Source organism: Flavobacterium sp., from assembly GCF_031409475.1.
GTDB lineage: Bacteria > Bacteroidota > Bacteroidia > Flavobacteriales > Flavobacteriaceae > Flavobacterium.
Window position 1 is genome coordinate 1 of the sequence record NZ_JANNXH010000050.1, and the last position, 20,196, is coordinate 20,196.

The 20,196-nt window shown below is 34.1% G+C and carries 14 protein-coding genes and 1 rRNA gene; 9 read left to right on the forward strand and 6 right to left on the reverse strand.

From position 1 onward, the window contains the following. Positions 1-40 precede the first annotated feature (40 nt). The 9 genes from rrf to pafA all read left to right on the forward strand — a co-directional run bounded on the left by rrf (position 41) and on the right by pafA (position 10,862). A 5S ribosomal RNA gene (rrf, locus tag RMO53_RS09555) occupies positions 41-150 on the forward strand. Between the two features lie 316 nt (positions 151-466). Then, a complete protein-coding gene (locus tag RMO53_RS09560) occupies positions 467-2,080 on the forward strand; it encodes a CTP synthase (RefSeq protein ID WP_310380023.1) in 1,614 nt (537 codons plus the stop codon). A 46-nt stretch (positions 2,081-2,126) separates the two neighbouring features. Next, positions 2,127-4,031, forward strand: a complete 1,905-nt coding sequence (gene yidC, locus RMO53_RS09565) for a membrane protein insertase YidC (protein WP_310380024.1) — start codon at positions 2,127-2,129, stop codon at positions 4,029-4,031. An 84-nt stretch (positions 4,032-4,115) separates the two neighbouring features. Beyond that, the gene (locus RMO53_RS09570; protein WP_310380026.1) at positions 4,116-4,823 is read left to right on the forward strand and encodes a hypothetical protein; all 708 of its coding nucleotides are present in this window, start codon (positions 4,116-4,118) and stop codon (positions 4,821-4,823) included. A 72-nt stretch (positions 4,824-4,895) separates the two neighbouring features. After that, entirely contained in the window at positions 4,896-6,083 is a 1,188-nt protein-coding gene (mnmA, locus tag RMO53_RS09575; RefSeq protein ID WP_310380027.1) for a tRNA 2-thiouridine(34) synthase MnmA, read from the forward strand. A gap of 25 nt (positions 6,084-6,108) precedes the next feature. Continuing rightward, positions 6,109-7,740, forward strand: coding sequence for a S8 family serine peptidase (locus RMO53_RS09580; RefSeq protein ID WP_310380029.1), 1,632 nt, complete (start codon positions 6,109-6,111; stop codon positions 7,738-7,740). A gap of 15 nt (positions 7,741-7,755) precedes the next feature. Further along, on the forward strand, positions 7,756-8,700 hold the full coding sequence (locus tag RMO53_RS09585) for a nitronate monooxygenase (protein ID WP_310380030.1): 945 nt from the start codon (positions 7,756-7,758) through the stop codon (positions 8,698-8,700). Positions 8,701-8,743: 43 nt separating this feature from the next. Beyond that, positions 8,744-9,160, forward strand: a complete 417-nt coding sequence (locus RMO53_RS09590) for a hypothetical protein (RefSeq protein ID WP_310380032.1) — start codon at positions 8,744-8,746, stop codon at positions 9,158-9,160. An 85-nt stretch (positions 9,161-9,245) separates the two neighbouring features. Then, positions 9,246-10,862 carry an alkaline phosphatase PafA gene (gene pafA / locus RMO53_RS09595; protein WP_310380034.1) on the forward strand — a complete coding sequence of 539 codons (1,617 nt, stop codon included), beginning with the start codon at positions 9,246-9,248 and terminating at the stop codon, positions 10,860-10,862. 38 nt (positions 10,863-10,900) lie between these two features. On the opposite strand, the gene RMO53_RS09600 is transcribed toward pafA, so the two are convergent. The 6 genes from RMO53_RS09600 to gltB all read right to left on the reverse strand — a co-directional run bounded on the left by RMO53_RS09600 (position 10,901) and on the right by gltB (position 20,010). Next, a complete protein-coding gene (locus RMO53_RS09600; protein WP_310380073.1) occupies positions 10,901-11,176 on the reverse strand; it encodes a type II toxin-antitoxin system RelE/ParE family toxin in 276 nt (91 codons plus the stop codon). A 19-nt stretch (positions 11,177-11,195) separates the two neighbouring features. Beyond that, positions 11,196-11,414, reverse strand: a complete 219-nt coding sequence (locus RMO53_RS09605; protein ID WP_310380036.1) for a hypothetical protein — start codon at positions 11,412-11,414, stop codon at positions 11,196-11,198. 192 nt (positions 11,415-11,606) lie between these two features. Then, positions 11,607-12,827, reverse strand: a complete 1,221-nt coding sequence (gene lysA / locus RMO53_RS09610; RefSeq protein WP_310380038.1) for a diaminopimelate decarboxylase — start codon at positions 12,825-12,827, stop codon at positions 11,607-11,609. A 170-nt stretch (positions 12,828-12,997) separates the two neighbouring features. After that, entirely contained in the window at positions 12,998-13,891 is an 894-nt protein-coding gene (locus RMO53_RS09615; protein WP_310380040.1) for a Fic family protein, read from the reverse strand. A 144-nt stretch (positions 13,892-14,035) separates the two neighbouring features. Beyond that, positions 14,036-15,490 (reverse strand): glutamate synthase subunit beta, encoded by a 1,455-nt coding sequence (locus tag RMO53_RS09620; protein WP_310380043.1) that lies wholly within the window; start codon positions 15,488-15,490, stop codon positions 14,036-14,038. Between the two features lie 2 nt (positions 15,491-15,492). Next, entirely contained in the window at positions 15,493-20,010 is a 4,518-nt protein-coding gene (gltB, locus tag RMO53_RS09625) for a glutamate synthase large subunit (protein WP_310380044.1), read from the reverse strand. Positions 20,011-20,196 lie beyond the last annotated feature (186 nt).

Sequence of the window (20,196 nt, forward strand, 5' to 3'; positions counted from 1 at the left end):
TCTTTAGACTTTAAGACCTTAAACTTTAGACTAAAAACCTTAAGGTGGTTATTGCGGCGGGGCTCACCTCTTCCCATCCCGAACAGAGTAGTTAAGCCCGCCTGCGCAGATGGTACTGCAGTTATGTGGGAGAGTATGTCGCCGCCTTTCTTTATGAACCCCAACCCGATAAGGTTGGGGTTTTTTGTTTTATAAGAAAGCCAACTTTCTCTAGAAAAGTCGAGACTCAACTCGTCCATTTCTTTAATATGAACTCGTTTTAGATGATAAAAAAAACCTGCTCAATCCTAAAGAGGTTTTTTTGTTTAAGGTATAATTTGTAAAATTATTTGAAATTAGGAGAATTGGAAATTTTGAAATTAACTCTTTTATAAATTAGTTTAATTTCAATTTATAATTGTATTTTTGCATCGTTTTTGAAAACATATTTGCTTACATTATACAAAATTTTTACAACAACAATAAAATGAATCAAACGAAATATATTTTTGTTACTGGCGGTGTGACTTCTTCTTTAGGGAAAGGAATTATTGCAGCTTCACTAGCAAAATTATTGCAGGCGAGAGGATATAGAACCACAATCCAAAAATTTGATCCATATATCAACGTCGATCCAGGCACTTTAAATCCTTATGAACACGGTGAATGTTATGTGACTGATGATGGAGCTGAAACAGATTTAGATTTAGGTCATTATGAGCGATTTTTAAATGTTCCTACTTCTCAAGCTAATAATGTTACTACAGGTAGAATTTATCTTTCGGTCATTGAAAAAGAGCGAAGAGGAGAATTCCTTGGAAAAACAGTTCAAGTTGTTCCTCATATTACCAATGAAATTAAGGATAGAATGCAATTGCTTGGTAAATCTGGTGATTTTGACATTGTAATTACTGAAATTGGTGGAACTGTCGGGGATATTGAATCATTACCTTACATAGAATCGGTTCGGCAATTGGTTTGGGAATTAGGCGAACACAATGGATTAGTCATTCACCTGACTTTGGTTCCTTATTTGGCCGCAGCCGGAGAATTAAAAACAAAACCTACGCAACATTCTGTTAAAACTTTAATGGAAAGCGGTATAAAAGCAGATATTTTAGTTTGTAGAACAGAGCACGAAATTTCAGAGGAGTTGCGTAATAAGTTAGCTTTGTTTTGCAACGTAAAAAGAGAGGCCGTAATTCAATCCATCGATGCTTCAACGATTTATGAAGTGCCTATTTTGATGCTCGAAGAGGGTTTAGATGTTGTTGCTTTAAAGAAATTGGCTTTGCCGAAAAGAGCTGCTCCGGATTTAAGAAACTGGAACACTTTCTTGCATAGAATAAAACATCCAAAACACACCGTAAATATTGGTTTAATCGGGAAATATGTTGAATTACAAGATTCATACAAATCTATTTTAGAGGCCTTTATTCACGCTGGCGCTGCTAATGAAACTAAAGTTAACGTTATTTCTATTCATTCTGAATTTTTGAATGCATCAGATGTTGCCGAAAAATTTGCAGGATTAGATGGAATACTAGTTGCACCAGGTTTTGGTGAAAGAGGAATTGAGGGGAAAATAGAAGCCGTTCGATATGCACGTGAAAATAAAATTCCGTTTTTCGGAATTTGTTTAGGTATGCAAATGGCAATCATTGAATATTCAAGAAATGTTTTGGGATATGTCGACGCAAATTCAACAGAAATGAATCCGAGCACAACACATCCTGTTGTAAACCTTATGGAAGAACAAAAAACCATTACGGATAAAGGAGGAACAATGCGACTTGGAGCGTGGAAATGTAATGTAAAAACAGGTACATTGGCTTTTAAAATTTACGAAAAAGAAACTATTTTTGAACGTCATCGCCATCGTTATGAATACAATAGCGATTATGTAACAGAATTGGATAATGCAGGACTAATAGCTTCTGGAGTAAATCCTGAAACAGGTTTGGTCGAAATTGTAGAATTAGAAAATCATCCTTTTTTCATTGGCGTACAATATCATCCTGAATACAAAAGCACTGTGGCAAATCCGCATCCCCTTTTTGTGAATTTTGTGGCAGCAACCGTGAAAGCAAATAAAAAATAATAACGTTTTTTGATACGTTAAACTTTAAACTATTTTAAATATAATAATGGAAGAAAAAAAATTAGACCTCAATTCGATTATTGGTTTCGTATTGATTTTTGGAATCTTGATTTGGATAATTTACCAAAACAAGCCTTCTGAAGCAACTATCGCAGCTGAAAAAGCCAAAAAAGAATTAGTCGCAAAAGAAAAAGCAAACAAAGCGGTTGCTACTCCGGCTCCAGCAGCTCCAGCAGTAGTTCTGGCAGGAGATTCAACACAATTAGCTCAAGCTCAAAAAACGCTTGGTAGTTTTGCTTATTCTGCAACAATTTCATCAGCAAAAGATGGTTTTACGACTATTGAAAATGAATTGGTAAAACTGAAAATCGCCAACAAAGGAGGTTATATTGTTGAAGCTACTTTAAAAAATTTCGAGAAATTTAAGAAAGGTTCAGGACAAATTGTTGAATTGATAAAAGAAAATAATGCCAATTTAAATATTCAATTACAAACTAACGATAATCGTACTTTAAATACTAAAGACCTTTATTTTGAGCCTTCATTGTCAAAAGTTGGAGCAGATCAAATACTATCAATGAAGTTGAAAGCTGGAACCAATGAGTTTTTGGAATATAAGTACATTTTGAAACCAAAGGATTATATGATTGGTTTTGATATTCGTTCTCAAGGCTTGAATAAAATTTTGAATACAGCTAAACCATTGGATTTTGAATGGGGTTTGAAAACGTATAGAAATGAGAAAAGTATTTCTTATGAAAATCGTTATACTGAAATTTATTTTGAATATGAAGACGGTAAGATTGATTATGTAGGTCAAGGCAAAGACAAGGAGGAAAATGCAGAAAAGACTTCTTATGTAGCTTTTAAACAACATTTTTTCAGCACTATTCTTATAACAAACAAGCCGTTTGAATCGGCTAAATTGCAATCAAATGATTTAGTAAATGACGAGAAAATAGATACTGTTTTTACCAAGCAATTTAAGGTAAATGTTCCTTTAGCATTCAGTAATGGAGAATTAGATTATAAAATGAATTGGTATATTGGGCCTACAGATTATAAAATTTTAAATAATTATGATAAAAATTTAGATAAAATAATATCTTTAGGTTGGGGGATTTTTGGATGGATCAATAAATTTATTTTTATTCCTTTATTTGGATTTTTAACTACAACTATTGGATTGACTTTTGGGATTGCAATAATTATTTTTACAATTTTAATTAAAATTGCCATGGCACCTATTACGTTTAAATCATTCTTGTCACAAGCAAAGATGAAAGTATTACGTCCAGAAATTACTGAATTGGGGGAAAAATTCAAAAAAGACCCTATGAAGAAACAACAAGAAACAATGAAGTTATACAACAAAGCCGGAGTAAATCCTATGGCGGGTTGTATTCCAGCATTGATTCAGATTCCGTTTATGTATGCTTCATTTCAATTTTTTCCATCGGCTTTTGAGCTGAGACAAAAAGGATTTCTTTGGGCTGACGATTTATCTTCATTTGACGAAGTTATAAAATTGCCATTTCATATTCCATTATACGGCGATCACATCAGTTTATTCCCGGTGCTTGCCTCAATTGCAATTTTCTTCTATATGAAAATGACTTCTGGCGACCAGCAAATGGCTGCTCCAACGCAAGAAGGTATGCCGGATATGGCTAAGATGATGAAAATCATGATTTATGTTTCGCCAATAATGATGTTATTTTTCTTCAATAGTTATGGTGCTGGATTGAGTTTGTATAACTTTATTTCGAATTTAATCACCATTGGAATAATGATTGTCATCAAAAGATATTTTATTGACAGTGATAAGATTCACGCTCAAATTCAGGAGAATAAATTGAAAGAGCCAAAAAAACAAGGCAAGTTTCAACAAAAACTGCAAGAAGTGATGGAACAAGCAGAAGCTCAAAAAGCGAAGGATAAAAAGAAATAATTATTTAAAAATCTCGTTAATTCGAGATTTTTTCATTTAGTTATAATTTATGTAGTTTGAATTCGTTAGATAAAAAAGTAAATGATGAGAACAATTTGTACAATAATAGTTTTAGTTTTTCTGAATGTGTTTAGCCTACATTCCCAAATCGATTATAATAAACTAGACGAAAAAGGCAATAAACACGGACTTTGGAAAGGAATTTATCAAGATACCAAAAATCTAAAATTTGAAGGGACTTTCGATCACGGAAAAGAAGTTGGAACTTTTAACTTCTATGATAATACGCGCACAAAAAAAATTATCGCCACCAGAGAATTTAATCCAAAGGATAATTCAGCGTATACCGTTTTTTATGATCAAGAAAAAAACAAAGTTAGTGAAGGTAAAGTGGTCAATAAATTGTTTGAAGGCCAATGGAAATATTACCACAAATCATCAAAAATTGTAATGACTATAGAAAATTACAATAAGGGTAAACTCGAAGGATTACGTTCTGTTTTTTATCCAAATAGTAAAATTGCCGAAGAAATTAATTATAAAAATAATTTAAAAGAAGGAATTTATAAACGCTATACCGAAGCTGGAATTGTAATTGAAGAAGCAATTTATAAAAATAATGAATACAACGGAATAGCAATCTATAATGATACTGAAGGAAATATAGTTTCAAAAGGGAAGTATACTAATGGAAAAAAAACAGGAGTTTGGCAGTTTTTTGAAAAAGGAAAATTAATCAATCAAATGAATATGAGTTATCCTCAGAACAACTCAAAATCCAAAAAGAATTAACTTTTTGGATGTACTAATCCTGTCGCAAATCTTTGTAACTTTGCACCTTGTAAAATTATAATTTTTTTAAAAATGAAACGTGTTGTTGTAGGCCTTTCCGGTGGTGTAGATTCGAGTGTTGCGGCTTATTTATTGCAGCAGCAAGGATATGAAGTCATTGGTCTTTTTATGAAAAATTGGCACGATGATTCCGTAACTATTTCTAACGATTGTCCTTGGCTCGAAGACAGCAACGACGCATTATTAGTTGCTAATAGATTGGGTATTCCTTTTCAAACCGTTGATTTAAGCGAAGCTTACAAAGAAAAAATCGTTGATTATATGTTCAACGAATACGAAAAAGGGAGAACTCCAAATCCCGACGTGCTTTGTAACCGCGAAATTAAATTCGATGTTTTTATGAAAATCGCTTTAAGTCTTGGTGCCGATTATGTGGCAACTGGTCATTATTGTCGAAAAGGTCAAATCGAAGTCAACGGCAAGAAAGTATACCAACTTTTGGCTGGAGCAGATAATAATAAAGATCAATCTTATTTTCTTTGTCAATTATCACAAGAACAATTAGCTAAATCTATGTTTCCAATAGGCGAATTAACAAAGCCCGAAGTTCGAGAAATCGCTGCCGAAATGGATTTAGTTACCGCCGAAAAGAAGGATTCACAGGGATTATGCTTCATTGGTAAAGTGAGATTACCAGATTTCTTACAACAAAAATTGCAACCCAAAGAAGGTCAAATTATCCAAATCGACAAAGAGAATCCTGAATATAGTTATGTGAAACAATCAGGACTCTCTGTAGAACAGGAGTTGTTATTTGATGCTCGAAAAATTGACTACAAACCTGAAATGGGTAAGATTGTAGGCAAACATCAAGGCGCACATTATTTCACAACGGGACAACGAAAAGGACTCAATGTAGGTGGAACTAAAGATCCTTTATTCATCATTTCAACAAATGTAGAAACCAATACTATTTATACGGGTTTGGGCAGTCAACATCCAGGATTGTTCAAAAAAGCTTTGTTCATTGAGAAATCCGAAATACATTGGATTCGTCAAGATTTGGCTTTAGCCAATGGAGAAACGATGCAAGTTTTAGCACGAATTCGATACCGTCAACCATTACAAAGCGCCACCTTGCATCAATTTGAAAACGGAATGTACCTAGCTTTTGCTGAACCTCAATCCGCCATAACCGAAGGGCAATTTGCAGCTTGGTATTTATACGATGAATTAGTTGGTTCAGGAGTAATTTCGTAATTTGGTATTTTAATTCTTTTAAATCATGAAAAAAATAATTCTATTTTTACTTTTGGTTTCTAGTTTTAATGGATTTTCACAAATAGAAGATGCCTGGGTTTATTTTAAAGACAAACCCAATTCCGCACCGTATCTAAGCAATCCATTAACGATGCTCACTCAACGCGCATTGGACAGACGAACCAATCAAGCAATTGCCTTGGACATTAAAGACGTTCCTATTAACCAACCCTATATTGATGCAATAACTGCATCAACTGGAATTACTGTAAAGGCGAAATCTAAATGGTTGAATTGTTTGCATGTACGTGGTTTAAAAACAGATATTGATGTATTAAAATTATTATCTTCGGTGCTTCGTGTTGATTTTGCTAATAAATCACTTAATTCTACAAAAAAGATTGCATCAAAACCCAAGTTTAAGCCCGTTAACAAAGTACTTGAGACGGCAGTAAATTTTAATTACGGAACATCAGCCAATCAAATTCAAATGTTGAACGGACATTTATTGCACCAATTAAATTATACTGGAACAGGAAAAATAATTGCTGTATTAGATGCTGGTTTTCCTAATGTAAATACAGCTCAGCCATTTCAAAGATTAATAACTAATAATTTAATTCTTGGTGGTTATGATTTTGTCAATAAAAACGTCAACTTCTATACCGGTGATTCACACGGAACATTAGTACTTTCTACCATGGGAGGATTTACGGATGGGCAATTAGTGGGGACAGCACCAGATGCAGCTTATTATTTATTTATTACAGAAGATGCAGTTTCAACATTTCCATATGCTGAAAATCCAGTTGAAGAATCAAATTGGGTCGAAGCAGCCGAAGAAGCAGATCGATTAGGAGTGGATATAATTTCAAGCTCTTTGGGTTATTTTGAATATAATAATGCAGCCTATAGCCACACTTATGCAGATATGACAGGAAATTCTGCTTTTGCTTCTCAAGGAGCAAACATAGCATTTTCTAGAGGAATGATTGTAGTTGCAAGTGCTGGAAACGAAGGTGGAACAGCAGAGCCACACGTTGGAGTTCCGGCCGAAGCTCTAAATGTCATAGCGGTTGGAGCTGTAAAAGCAGATGAAACTTACGCTACATTCAGTTCAGTTGGACCAAGTTTTGACAATAGAGTAAAACCAGATGTCATGGCGCAAGGTCAAGCATCTGTCTTGTCAAATACTGCTGGTACAATTACAACTGCAAATGGAACTTCATTTTCAGGTCCAATTTTAGCTGGAATGGTAGCAAGTTTATGGCAAGCTTTGCCTACAAAAACCAATCAACAAATCAAGCAATTAATTACACAATCATCGGATAGATTTCTTGCTCCAACAACACAGTTTGGTTACGGAATTCCAGATTTTAATTTGGCTTTAGCCAATGGATTATCGGTTGAAGCTTTTTCGAAAAATGATTTTATAGTTTATCCAAATCCAACAAGTGATTTTTTAACAGTTTCCCTGTCTGAAAAATTTGATTCAGGAATATTAGTAATTTATAATTTATTAGGGCAAAAAGTTTTAGAGTCTGAAATTTCAAAAACTGCTTCAGTTGTATCTTTAAAAACTCTAAGTAAAGGTTCTTATTTTTATAAATTTGAATCTAATGGTGCTTTTAAAAGCGGAAAAATCATAAAACAGTAATTTCCTTTCCAATAAATGAATAAAATAACCCAACTTTTTAAAATACAATATCCTATTATTCAAGCAGGAATGATTTGGAATTCAGGTTATAAATTAGCAAGTGCAGTAAGCAATGCTGGTGGTTTAGGATTAATTGGTGCAGGTTCAATGTATCCCGAAGTTTTGCGAGAACACATTCAAAAATGTAAAAAAGCAACTTCAAAACCCTTTGGAGTAAATGTCCCAATGTTGTATCCCAATATCGAAGAAATCATGAAAATTATTGTCGATGAAGGAGTCAAAATAGTTTTTACATCAGCAGGAAACCCAAAGACTTGGACACCATTTTTGAAGGAAAACGGAATAATCGTTGTTCATGTGGTAAGCAGTTCAGCCTTTGCATTAAAAGCTCAAGATGCAGGAGTTGATGCTGTTGTTGCCGAAGGCTTTGAAGCTGGAGGACACAACGGAAGAGAGGAAACTACCACTTTTACTCTGATACCTATGGTAAAAGAAAAAATTAAAATTCCCTTAATTGCTGCCGGTGGAATAGCAAACGGCAGAGGAATGCTGGCTGCAATGGTTCTTGGAGCTGATGGAGTTCAAGTAGGCAGTCGTTTTGTAGCTTCGGTAGAATCATCTGCGCACGAGAATTTTAAAAAAACGATTATTAATCTTAAAGAAGGTGAAACACAGTTAACTCTTAAAGAGTTAGCACCCGTACGATTAATTAAGAATAAATTTTACGAGGATATTCAAAATTTGTACAAAAAAAATCCAACTAAAGAAGCATTGATTGGGTTGTTAGGAAGAGCCAGAGCAAAAAAAGGAATGTTTGAAGGCGATTTAATCGAAGGCGAATTAGAAATTGGCCAAATTGCAGGAATAATTCATGAAATAAAACCTGCTGCCGAAATTATTTACGAAATGATAACTGATTTTGAATTAACAAGAAAAGAGATGCTGAATTTTGGTTTCTAACTCCTAATTTTATTACTTTTGATAATGCTCTAATTTTATAAAAATGACGAAAATAAAAATAATAATTGTGTTTCTCTTTTTAACCATTGGTTTACAACAATCCTACGGTCAAACATATAAATTTAAAACCACAGGTTTAAGTGTTTTAGAAAAAAATCAAAAAGGGAATTGGGGTAAATGGTCGGATTTGAAATTGGCTAATATTTTAGTTTCATTGGATACAAATAAAAATAGAATCTCTGTGTATTCTGAAATTATTCAATTATTTGAAATTATAGATTATATCCCTTTAGAAGAAACCGAAACCGATAGCATATACACCTTTACTTGTAAAGATAATAATGGGGAAGACTGCACTTTATCCATAATTACCAGAAAAAAACAAGACAATCGGAAACAACTTTACCTCAATTATGTAGATAGGATTATCGTGTATAATATTTCGAATTTTAGCGAGTAAACAGTTAGATTAATTTTTTGCAAACCGTTTAGTTTGTCGAGTTACTTAAAATGCAAAGGTGTATTTCCCAATTAAAAATAGTATAATGAAAAAATCGATTTTGTTTTTAGTATTTATTGTAACTGTAAATAGTCAATCCCAGGAGCGACCAAAATTAGTAGTTGGAATTGTGGTTGACCAAATGAAAATGGAATACCTCTATCGTTTTAGTGACGATTTTTCTCCAAATGGTTTCAAGCGAATGATGAACAATGGCTATACTTTTCATAACATGCATTACAATTATATGCCAACTTATACAGCACCTGGACATGCAAGTATTTATACAGGAGCTACACCTTCGACTCATGGAATTGTAGGAAACGAATGGTTCAATAGAGCAATAGCAAAGGACATGTATTGTACTGATGATGTATCTGTAAAAACCATAGGTGATGGAACGGATAAAGAAGGAGCAATGTCTCCAAAAAACCTGTTAAGTACAACAATTACTGATGAATTGCGTATGGCAACTAACTTTAAAGGAAAAGTAATTGGTATGAGCATAAAAGATCGTGGAGCAATTTTGCCTGCAGGTCATTTTGCTAATTGGGCTTTTTGGTACAGTAAAACGGGTGCTTTTATTTCGAGTACTTTTTATGGTTCTGCTTTGCCAGAATGGGTAACCCAATTCAATCAAGAAAAAAAATACCTGAACTATTTTAACAAAGGATGGAGTTTATTAAAACCTATTGGCACTTACAACGAAAGCCTTCCTGATGACAATCCATACGAAGGAAAAATTGACAAAACAACTGGACCAGTTTTTCCGTATGATTTAAATAAAATTTATGCTGATAAAGGCGCAGATGCTCTACGAACGACTCCTTTTGGAAATGATATTTTGGCTGAATTAGCCATGAAAGCAATAGAAAAAGAGGAATTAGGGAAAGATGAAATTACGGATTTTCTGGCGGTAAGTTTCTCCTCAACAGATTATGTTGGTCATGAATTTGGACCACGATCTATAGAGTTGCAAGACACTTATTTGCGTTTAGACCAAACACTAGCAACTTTTTTAGCCTATTTAGATAAAACCGTTGGCAAAGACAATTATTTGCTTTTTTTAACGGCAGATCATGCTGGTGCTGAAAACCCAAATTATTTAAAAGACAATAAGTACAATGTAAAAAATATCCCTTCAAAGGATATCGTCAATGGATTAAAGAAATTTTCAATGGATACTTTTGGGGTAAATTTACTTAAAGATTATTCTAATTTCAACCTTTTTTTTGACAGAGAAATTATTAAAGAAAAAGGGTTGGGGTTGACTAAAGTAAAACAAAGTTTCAAGGATTTTTTGATGACGCAAGAACAAGTAAAAAGAGTCTATACCGAAGAGGAGATTTTAGCAACAACAGGAGATGATTATTTTTTGAGTTACATTGCCAGAGGTTATGACCCGAAACAATCAGGAGACATTGTTGTTCTGGACAAAGCGGGTTATCTTGAATACAAAGAAACTGGAACAACACATGGTTCGCCAAACAGTTATGACACGCATGTGCCCTTACTTTTTTATGGATGTAATGTAAAACACGGCGAGTCATTTAACAAAAAAGCGATAACACAAATCGCACCTACGCTTTCACAAATGCTCAAAATCCCTTTTACTAACGGAACAGACGCAACTGTTTTGGAAGAAGTATTGGTTGAGAAATAATTTTATATTAAAATTAAACACAACAATTACTTTTACACCTATTTTATTGGTTTTTTGCTTGGATTTCGCCAAGTGTTGAAAACTGCATAAACAATTATCTTATTCCCTTCAATTTCATAGATAATGAGATACGAAAAATCTTTAATGAACGCTTCTCTATAGGGTTTTCGCTTGATTTGATAATGTTCAGGATATTTTTGAACACGTTGTAAATAGCTTTCCAAAGTTTTTAAAAATCGATTACCTAGACCTATTCTTTGCTCTTCATAATATAAATAAGCCTCTTTTATGTCAAAAACAGCTTTCTGCTTAATTTCTAATTCCTACTTCATTTTATAATTTCAGGATGCTTTGTTTAGCATCTTCCCAAGAAAATGATTTGCTTTCGCCACTTAAATGCCTATTTCTGCGGGCATCAATTATTTGATAATCTTCTGCCGTAAGTTGGTCTAAATCTTCTTCTAAAACTGCTTTGACTTTTTTTAAAACAGATGTTTTTCTTGTATTCAAAAGCATTTCTATGAGTTCCATTTTTGTCAGTTGTATGTTCATAACAATTTATTTATAGTTTCTAAGATACTGTTTTTAAATTTTTATGTAATTATGTTTTAAAAATCATTCATAAAATTTGAATTTATTATTTAGATACAAACTGTGACTACAAAATTTTATTTTTTAAATAAATTTACCACAATTTATTCAAAAAAAATCCCATTTCAATTTGAAATGGGATTTCTAGTTTATCTAAACAGTTGCAGCTTCAACAGGCAACGGAATCTGATTTTTGAGTAAATCTTCAAAAGTTTCTCTTTCTCTAATTAAATGTCCTTCGCCATTTAGCCATAAAACTTCGGCTGGTTTGTAACGCGAATTGTAATTTGATGCCATCGTAAAACAATACGCACCAGCATTACGGAAACTTAAAATATCGCCTTCTTTAATTTCTGAGATTCTACGATTATTGGCAAAAGTATCCGTTTCGCAAATATAACCTACAACGGAGTAGAAACGCTCTTTCCCTTTTGGGTGCGAAATATTCTCGATATGATGTTGTGAGCCATAAAGCATTGGACGAATCAAGTGATTAAAACCGCTATCAATTCCAGCAAAAACCGTAGAAGTTGTTTGTTTTACTACATTTACTTTGGCCAAAAAGAATCCTGCTTCGCTTACCAAAAACTTTCCTGGCTCGAAAATTAAAGTTAATTCTTTGCCATATTCAGCACAAAAAGCATTGAATCTTTTGGATAATTTTTTACCTAATTCTTCAATATCCGTTTCGATATCGTCTTTCCTATAAGGTACTTTAAAACCACTTCCAAAATCTAAAAATTCTAGATTCTTGAAATTTTTAGCTACATCAAATAATATTTCTGCAGCATATAAAAACACTTCGATATCTAGAATATCCGAACCTGTATGCATGTGGATTCCCACAATATTCATTTTAGTATTTTCGACAATACGAATCAAATGCGGCAACTGATGAATTGAAATGCCAAATTTACTATCAATATGCCCCACCGAAATATTTGTGTTTCCACCAGCCATTACGTGCGGATTGATACGAATGCAAACGGGAACTGTTGGATGTTTTGTGCCAAATTGTTCTAATATTGATAAATTATCAATATTGATTTGAACTCCCATTGCGTTTACCTCTTCAATTTCTTCAAGTGAAACACCATTTGGAGTAAAAAATATTTGTTCTGGAGAATATCCTGCATGAAGTCCAAGTTGTACTTCTTGAATTGAAACTGCATCTAAACACGAACCCATTTCTCTCAATAATTGCAATATGGCTACATTAGACAAGGCTTTCATAGCATAGTTAATGCGAAGATTGTTTACCTTAGAAAATGCTTTTGTTAATCGGTTGTATTGCGATTGGATTTTTTCGGCATCATAAACATATAATGGACTTCCAAATTGTTCTGCTAATTGTAGTAAATCTTTTGACTGCATCGTTGAAATATTTTTTACAAAATTAAGCTACTTACTATTTAAATACAAGAAAAAAACAGATATTAACAATTTATAACAAATTGTTATAAAATAAACATTTACTAGGTTAATTTTAATTTTTTTTATTGAAATTAGAGCCAAAGTAAAGCTTTAATTAAGGAGCTTACAGATTATTTAAAGTCTATCTCAAAATATTTCAAGATGACTTTATAATTATCTTGGGCGGTGAGGCAAGTATCCATTAAATATTCTCTCACGTTGTTCCATTGTTCGAGCCCGCGATAGTAGAATAATTTCAAATCATCATCAATTATAAACGGAACAATCGAATTGGCAAGACATTCCTTAAGAATAATCAATCTCCCAACACGACCATTGCCGTCTTGAAAAGGATGAATGACTTCAAATTTTTGATGAAAATCTACGATGTCTTCTAAAGTTTTTTGTTCTTTATTGTTATAATATAAAAGCAATTCCTTCATTTTTGTAGCAACTTCTTTGGGATGACAGGTTTGATTTCCTCCAACCTCATTTGGAAATTTTTTGTAATCACCAACATTAAACCAATCTTTACGGCTGTCCGAAGTTCCTGATTTTAGTAAAAAATGCAATTCTTTTATAAAAGATTCGGTTAGTTTAGATTTTGCTTTCTCAATAATCAAATCTATGCATCGAAAATGATTGTTGGTTTCAATAATATCATCAACATTCACATTTTCGTTAGTAATACCTATCGTATTGGTTTCAAAAATAAAACGGGTTTGTTCTTGAGTAAGTTTGCTTCCTTCAATAAGGTTCGAATTATAGGTTAAATCAATTTGTGTGCGGTGGTAAATACCACCTTTCAGCTTCATGTCTTTTTGCTCTTTTAGTTGATTGAGTAGTTGATTATTACTGAATTGTTTCTTATTTCCTTTTTCAGGTAATCCTGCATCTTCTGGAATATTCCAAGTTTTACCCGTCAAGAAACTACCTTTTATTTTCCCTTTTGCACAATAGTTTCGCGCCGTTCTCTCTGGTAGATTCCATTTTTTTGCAAATTCACTAACTGAAATATATTTCATTTTTTTTATTTTAATTTATTGTTATCGGCAATAATTTGATATATAAACACTTTAAATTTAGTATTTTTTGCCGATATAGGCAAGAGTTAAAAAAAAACCTTGAAAAAAATATTTTCCAAGGCTTTTTTATAAAACTATTTTTTATTACAAACTGGGCAAATCACCATTTCCTTTTGTTGGTAAATTGGTGTAACCCATTAAATAACTGTCTACTTCTCTTGCGGCTTCACGACCTTCGGAGATTGCCCAAACAATAAGTGATTGTCCGCGTCGCATATCACCAGCAGTAAATATATGGGGAACATTTGTTTGGTAATTTTTGGCTTTATAATTGTTTCTCATATCAATTTCTAACCCCAATTGATCGCTCAAAGTTTTTTCTGGACCAGTAAAACCTAGCGCTAATAAGGCTAAATCGCAAGGCCAGATTTTCTCTGAACCTGCTTTTTCTATTAATTCAGGTCTTTGTCCCGGAGTCATTTTCCAGGCTACTTCAACGGTTTTTAAACCGGTAAGTTCGCCTTTTTCGTTAGCGATAAACTCTTTTGTATTAATCAACCAGTTTCTATTGCAACCTTCTTCGTGTGAGGAAGATGTTTTGAGTTGCAATGGCCAAAATGGCCAAGGTGTTGTTTCACTTCTTCCAACAGGTGGTTTTGGTAGAATCTCAAAATTAGTAACCGATTTTGCACCATGTCTGTTGGATGTTCCCACACAGTCAGAACCCGTATCGCCACCTCCAATTACGATTACATCTTTGCCAGTTGCTTTGATTTGATCTGGGATATTTTCACCATAAAAGGATTTGGTTTGTTGTGTCAAAAAAGTCATAGCTTGAACAACTCCTTTGCTTTCGATTCCTTTTGTAGGCAAACTTCTGCTCTCCGTTGCGCCACCACATAATACGATTGAATCAAAACTATTTAATTGTTCAACACTATAATTTACACCAACATTCACATCGGTTTTAAAAACTATTCCCTCTGCTTCTAATACTTTTACTCGTCTGTCGATGATTCCTTTTTCGAGTTTGAAATTTGGAATTCCGTAACGCAATAATCCACCAATGGCATTGTCTCTTTCAAAAACCGTTACCGTATGTCCTGCACGATTTAATTGTTGTGCTGCTGCTAAACCTGCTGGACCAGAACCAATAACGGCTACTGTTTTTCCGGTTCTTATTGCTGGAATTTGAGGTTTTATCCAACCTTCTGCAAAACCTCTTTCGATTATATTTTTTTCAATATTTTCGATAGCTACTGGTTCTGCTATGATTCCTAAAACACATGATTTTTCGCATGGCGCAGGACATAAACGACCTGTAAATTCAGGAAAATTATTAGTTGATTGCAAAATCTCTAAAGCGCTTTGCCATTCTTCTTGATGCACCATATCGTTAAAATCAGGAATCAAATTTCCTAACGGACATGAGCTGTGACAAAAAGGAATCCCACAATCCATGCATCGTGAACCTTGCTCTTTTATCTTTTCTTTAGATAACGGAATCGTAAATTCATTGTAATTTGCAACGCGTTCTAGAACAGCTACATTACTTTCGTCGGTTCTAGTATATTCTTTAAATCCACCTATCTTGCCCATAATTATGCTCCTATTAATTCTGCAATTTGCTTTTCTTCTGATAATCTTTGTAATGCTTTTTTGTAATCGGTAGGCATTACTTTGATAAAATGTTTCTGTGTATTTTCCCAATCCTCTAAAATTCTTTTTGCCAAAGGACTGTTGGTATACATCGAATGATTTTTTATTAAACGTCTCAATTTTATAAAATCACTTTCTTCTAAAGGGTCAAAAGCTACCATTTCCATATTGCATAAGTTCGAATTGAATTGTTTTTTATCGTCAAAAACATAAGCAATTCCACCACTCATTCCAGCTGCAAAATTTCTTCCCGTTTTTCCGAGAACCACTACAGTTCCACCAGTCATGTATTCGCATCCGTGATCTCCAATACCTTCAACAACGGCTGTTGCTCCAGAATTTCTTACACAAAAACGTTCTCCGGCCATTCCATTTATGTAAGCTTCACCGGTAATTGCTCCATAAAGTGCTACGTTACCTATGATGATATTTTCTTCGGGTTTGAAGGTTGCAGTAGGAGGAACTTTGATAATTAATTTTCCGCCCGAAAGTCCTTTTCCTAGATAGTCATTACAGTTTCCGTGAATTTTAAACGACAATCCGTTGGTTGCAAAAGCACCAAAACTTTGTCCAGCCGAACCTTCAAAATCTACCAGAATGGTATCTTCGGGTAAACCTTGTGCGCCATATATTTTAGAAATTTCATTACTTAAAATAGCCCCAACTGAACGATCGGTATTTTTTATTTTAAAATTAACTCGAGTTCTTTCTTTTCTATAAATAGATGGAATCGCCGCTTTTATAATTTCAAAATCCAATACGTTTTCTAATGCGTGATCTTGAGTTGTTGTATTATGATTTGGAACGTGATTTGCTTTTTCTGGTTTGTATAAAATGGAAGACAAATCCAATCCGCTGGTTTTATAATGTTTGATAGCTTTGTTGACATTCAGTTTTTGCGACTGTCCTACCATTTCTTTCAAGGTTCTAAAACCAAGTTGCGCCATGATTTCTCTCAATTCTTCGGCAATAAAATACATGAAATTGATGATGTGCTCTGGTGTTCCTTTAAAATTTTTACGCAATTCGGGATCTTGTGTTGCAATACCAACTGGACACGTGTTCAAGTGGCAAGCACGCATCATGATACAACCTGAAGCTACAAGCGGTGCGGTTGCAAAACCAAATTCTTCTGCGCCTAGCAAAGCTGCAATGGCTACATCACGACCGGTTTTTAATTGGCCATCACATTCGAGAACTATACGACTTCTTAAATCGTTTAGGATTAAAGTTTGTTGTGCTTCGGCAAGTCCAAGTTCCCACGGAATTCCCGTATGTTGTAGCGATGTAAGTGGCGCAGCACCAGTTCCGCCATCGTAACCCGAAATCAAAATCACATCGGCTTTTGCTTTAGCAACACCAGCAGCGATGGTTCCAACTCCAACTTCAGAAACTAATTTTACGTTTACTCGTGCTTCACGATTGGCATTTTTTAAATCAAAAATCAATTGCGATAAATCTTCGATAGAATAAATATCGTGGTGTGGCGGTGGTGAAATAAGTCCAACATAAGGTGTTGAATTTCTTACTTCGGCAATCCAAGGCACTACTTTTTCGCCCGGTAATTGTCCGCCTTCGCCGGGTTTTGCACCTTGAGCCATTTTTATTTGAATCTCTTTGGCATTAGTCAAATAATTAATCGAAACACCAAATCTTCCTGAAGCTACTTGCTTAATAGCACTATTTCTAGAATCTCCATTTAAGTCTTTTTGGAATCGTTTTGAATCTTCTCCACCTTCGCCAGAATTACTTTTTCCGCCAATTCTGTTCATGGCAATCGCCAAATTTTCGTGTGCTTCTTGACTGATTGAACCATACGACATGGCGCCAGTTTTGAATTTTTTTACAATTTCGGTCCAAGGTTCTACTTCATTAATATCAATTGGATCCAGATTATTAAATTCGAATAATCCTCTGATGGTCATTAAATTCTCGCTTTGGTCATTGACCATTGTTGAATATTCCTTATAACTTTCAGGACTGTTCAAACGAACGGCTTGTTGTAGTTTTGAAATGGTGGTTGGGTTAAACATGTGTTTTTCGCCCGATCTTCTCCATCTGTAAATTCCTCCAATTTCAAGTGGAAGTAAGTTGGCCACTTTCGAGTTTGGAAATGCTTTTTGGTATCTTTTTTTGATTTCTTTTTCGACTTCCATCAAACCTATTCCTTCTATTCTTGAAGGCGTGTATGGAAAATATTTAGAAGTGAATGTTTTATTTAATCCTAAAATTTCGAAAATTTGAGCTGCTCTATACGAATGTAAAGTCGAAATTCCTATCTTATTCATGATTTTCAGAATCCCTTTGGCAATCGCTTTGTTGAAATTTTTAACAGCATAATCCGCTTTTACATTGGTGATAAAACCTTGTTTTACTTGATCGTAAATGATTTCGTTAACCATATAAGGATTGATAGCACTTGCGCCATAACCAAATAATAATGCAAAATGATGTGGCTCGCGAGGCTCAGCAGATTCGATTATGATTCCAAATTTAGAACGGGCTTTTAAAATATTTAAAGAATGATGAATGTAAGAACAGGCGAGTAACATTGGAATTGGAGCCATTTTTTCGCTCACATTTCTATCCGAAAGAATGACAATATTGCAACCTTCGGAAACGGCTTTGAACGTTGCTTGAACACATTTTTCTAGTGCACGTTCGAGACCATTTACACCTTTATCTATGTTGTATAAAGTAGAAATTGTAACCGATTTGAAATCGACATGGTCAATGTTTCGTATCTTATCTAAATCCTCATTAGAGATAACTGGATTTTGAATTTTTAGTTTCTTGCAATGTTTTGGAACAATATCAAAAATATTGTAATCGCCACCAATAGCTAAACTAATATCGGTAATAATTTCCTCGCGAATTCCGTCTAATGGTGGATTAGTAACTTGCGCAAACAACTGTTTGAAATAATTGTACATTAACTGTGGCTGATCCGAAAGCACGGCAAGTGGCGTGTCATTTCCCATAGAACTCAATGCTTCTGCACCTTCTGCTCCCATTGGGTTTATGATGGTTTTTAAATCTTCAATTGTGTAGCCAAACAAACGTTGTCTGGTTTGAAAATCGATATTTTCGACAGGAATTGCATTTTGAGTGTACGGTATTTTAGAAAGAGGCAATAAGTTTTCGTCTAACCATTTCTTGTAAGGTCTTTTGGTTACAACCAAATTTTTTATCTCATCGTCTTCAATAATACGACCTTCGTTCATGTCAACGAGGAACATTTTACCTGGCTCTAATCGTCCGTGTTGTACTACATCTTCGGGTTTGATATCCAAAACACCAATTTCTGAGGACATAATTACAAAACCACTTTTGGTCAAAGTATAACGTGAAGGACGCAAACCATTTCTGTCTAATAAAGCGCCAATCACATTTCCATCAGTAAACGGAATCGAAGCTGGTCCATCCCAAGGTTCCATGATACAAGCGTTGTATTCGTAGAATGCTTTCTTTTCTTTAGACATGGTTTGGTGTTTTTCCCAAGCTTCGGGAACCACCATCATCATGGCTTCTGGCAAAGAACGACCTGTCATCAAAAGTAATTCGATAACCATATCCATCGAAGCCGAATCGGATTTTCCTTCTAATATAATAGGGAATAATTTTTTGATATCATCACCAAAAACATCGCTTTGCATTAACTCTTCACGTGCACGCATGCGACTAATGTTTCCTCTCAATGTATTGATTTCGCCATTGTGACACATGTATCTAAAAGGTTGTGCCAATTCCCATGAAGGAAAAGTGTTGGTCGAAAATCGTTGGTGTACAAGTGCCAATCGAGTTACTAAATCATCATCAAGCAAATCAGTATAATAACGACTGATGTCTTCAGGCATCAACAAACCTTTGTATATAATGGTAGTTGTTGAAAAACTAGTGAAATAAAATTTATGACTTTCTGAAATTCTAGAATTTATAATCGTATGCTCAGCGATTTTACGAGCAGCAAACATTTTGGCATTGAATTGTTGTTCTGTAAGTTCCAAACCATTTTTGCCAACGAATACTTGCTTTACAGTTGGTTCTTTTTCGGCGGCAATTTGTCCCAAATTTGATACATCAACCGGAACATCTCTCCATCCTAATAATTGTAATTTTTGATCTTTTATAGCATTTTCAAAAGTAGTTTTACAAAAGGCAACTTGGTTGCTGCTTTTGGGCATAAAAACCATTCCCACTGCATATTCTCTAGTTTCAGGAATCTCGAAATCGCATACTTTCTTAAAAAAAGCATGCGGAATATCAAACAGTATTCCTGCTCCATCTCCAGTTCTTCCATCGGCACTGACCGCGCCACGGTGTTCTAGTTTTATTAAGATGTCTAGTGCTTTATGAATAATGTCATTTGACTTGATTCCGTTCAAATTACAAATAAATCCTGCACCACAATTGTCGTGTTCAAATTCAGGTAAATAGAGGCCTTGTGCTTTAACTTTCATGCTAAATAATTTTTTACAAAATTAAAGATTTCATAACATATAAAGAGTCTAAAAGGAGTAATGAGGCTATTTTTGCTATAATGGTAATAAAAGCTTCGTTAAATATCAATATTGCAATTATAATACTGTAGAATTCATTAATCAATAATTACAAGACCTAAAAATAAGCTTAATTTTATGGTTTTG

Coding starts and splice junctions, on each gene's coding strand:
- RMO53_RS09560 (WP_310380023.1), top strand. CDS start 467: ATGAATCAAACGAAATATATTTTTGTTACTGGCGGTGTGACTTCTTCT.
- yidC (WP_310380024.1), top strand. CDS start 2,127: ATGGAAGAAAAAAAATTAGACCTCAATTCGATTATTGGTTTCGTATTG.
- RMO53_RS09570 (WP_310380026.1), top strand. CDS start 4,116: ATGAGAACAATTTGTACAATAATAGTTTTAGTTTTTCTGAATGTGTTT.
- mnmA (WP_310380027.1), top strand. CDS start 4,896: ATGAAACGTGTTGTTGTAGGCCTTTCCGGTGGTGTAGATTCGAGTGTT.
- RMO53_RS09580 (WP_310380029.1), top strand. CDS start 6,109: ATGAAAAAAATAATTCTATTTTTACTTTTGGTTTCTAGTTTTAATGGA.
- RMO53_RS09585 (WP_310380030.1), top strand. CDS start 7,756: ATGAATAAAATAACCCAACTTTTTAAAATACAATATCCTATTATTCAA.
- RMO53_RS09590 (WP_310380032.1), top strand. CDS start 8,744: ATGACGAAAATAAAAATAATAATTGTGTTTCTCTTTTTAACCATTGGT.
- pafA (WP_310380034.1), top strand. CDS start 9,246: ATGAAAAAATCGATTTTGTTTTTAGTATTTATTGTAACTGTAAATAGT.
- RMO53_RS09605 (WP_310380036.1), bottom strand. CDS start 11,414: ATGAACATACAACTGACAAAAATGGAACTCATAGAAATGCTTTTGAAT.
- lysA (WP_310380038.1), bottom strand. CDS start 12,827: ATGCAGTCAAAAGATTTACTACAATTAGCAGAACAATTTGGAAGTCCA.
- RMO53_RS09615 (WP_310380040.1), bottom strand. CDS start 13,891: ATGAAATATATTTCAGTTAGTGAATTTGCAAAAAAATGGAATCTACCA.
- RMO53_RS09620 (WP_310380043.1), bottom strand. CDS start 15,490: ATGGGCAAGATAGGTGGATTTAAAGAATATACTAGAACCGACGAAAGT.
- gltB (WP_310380044.1), bottom strand. CDS start 20,010: ATGAAAGTTAAAGCACAAGGCCTCTATTTACCTGAATTTGAACACGAC.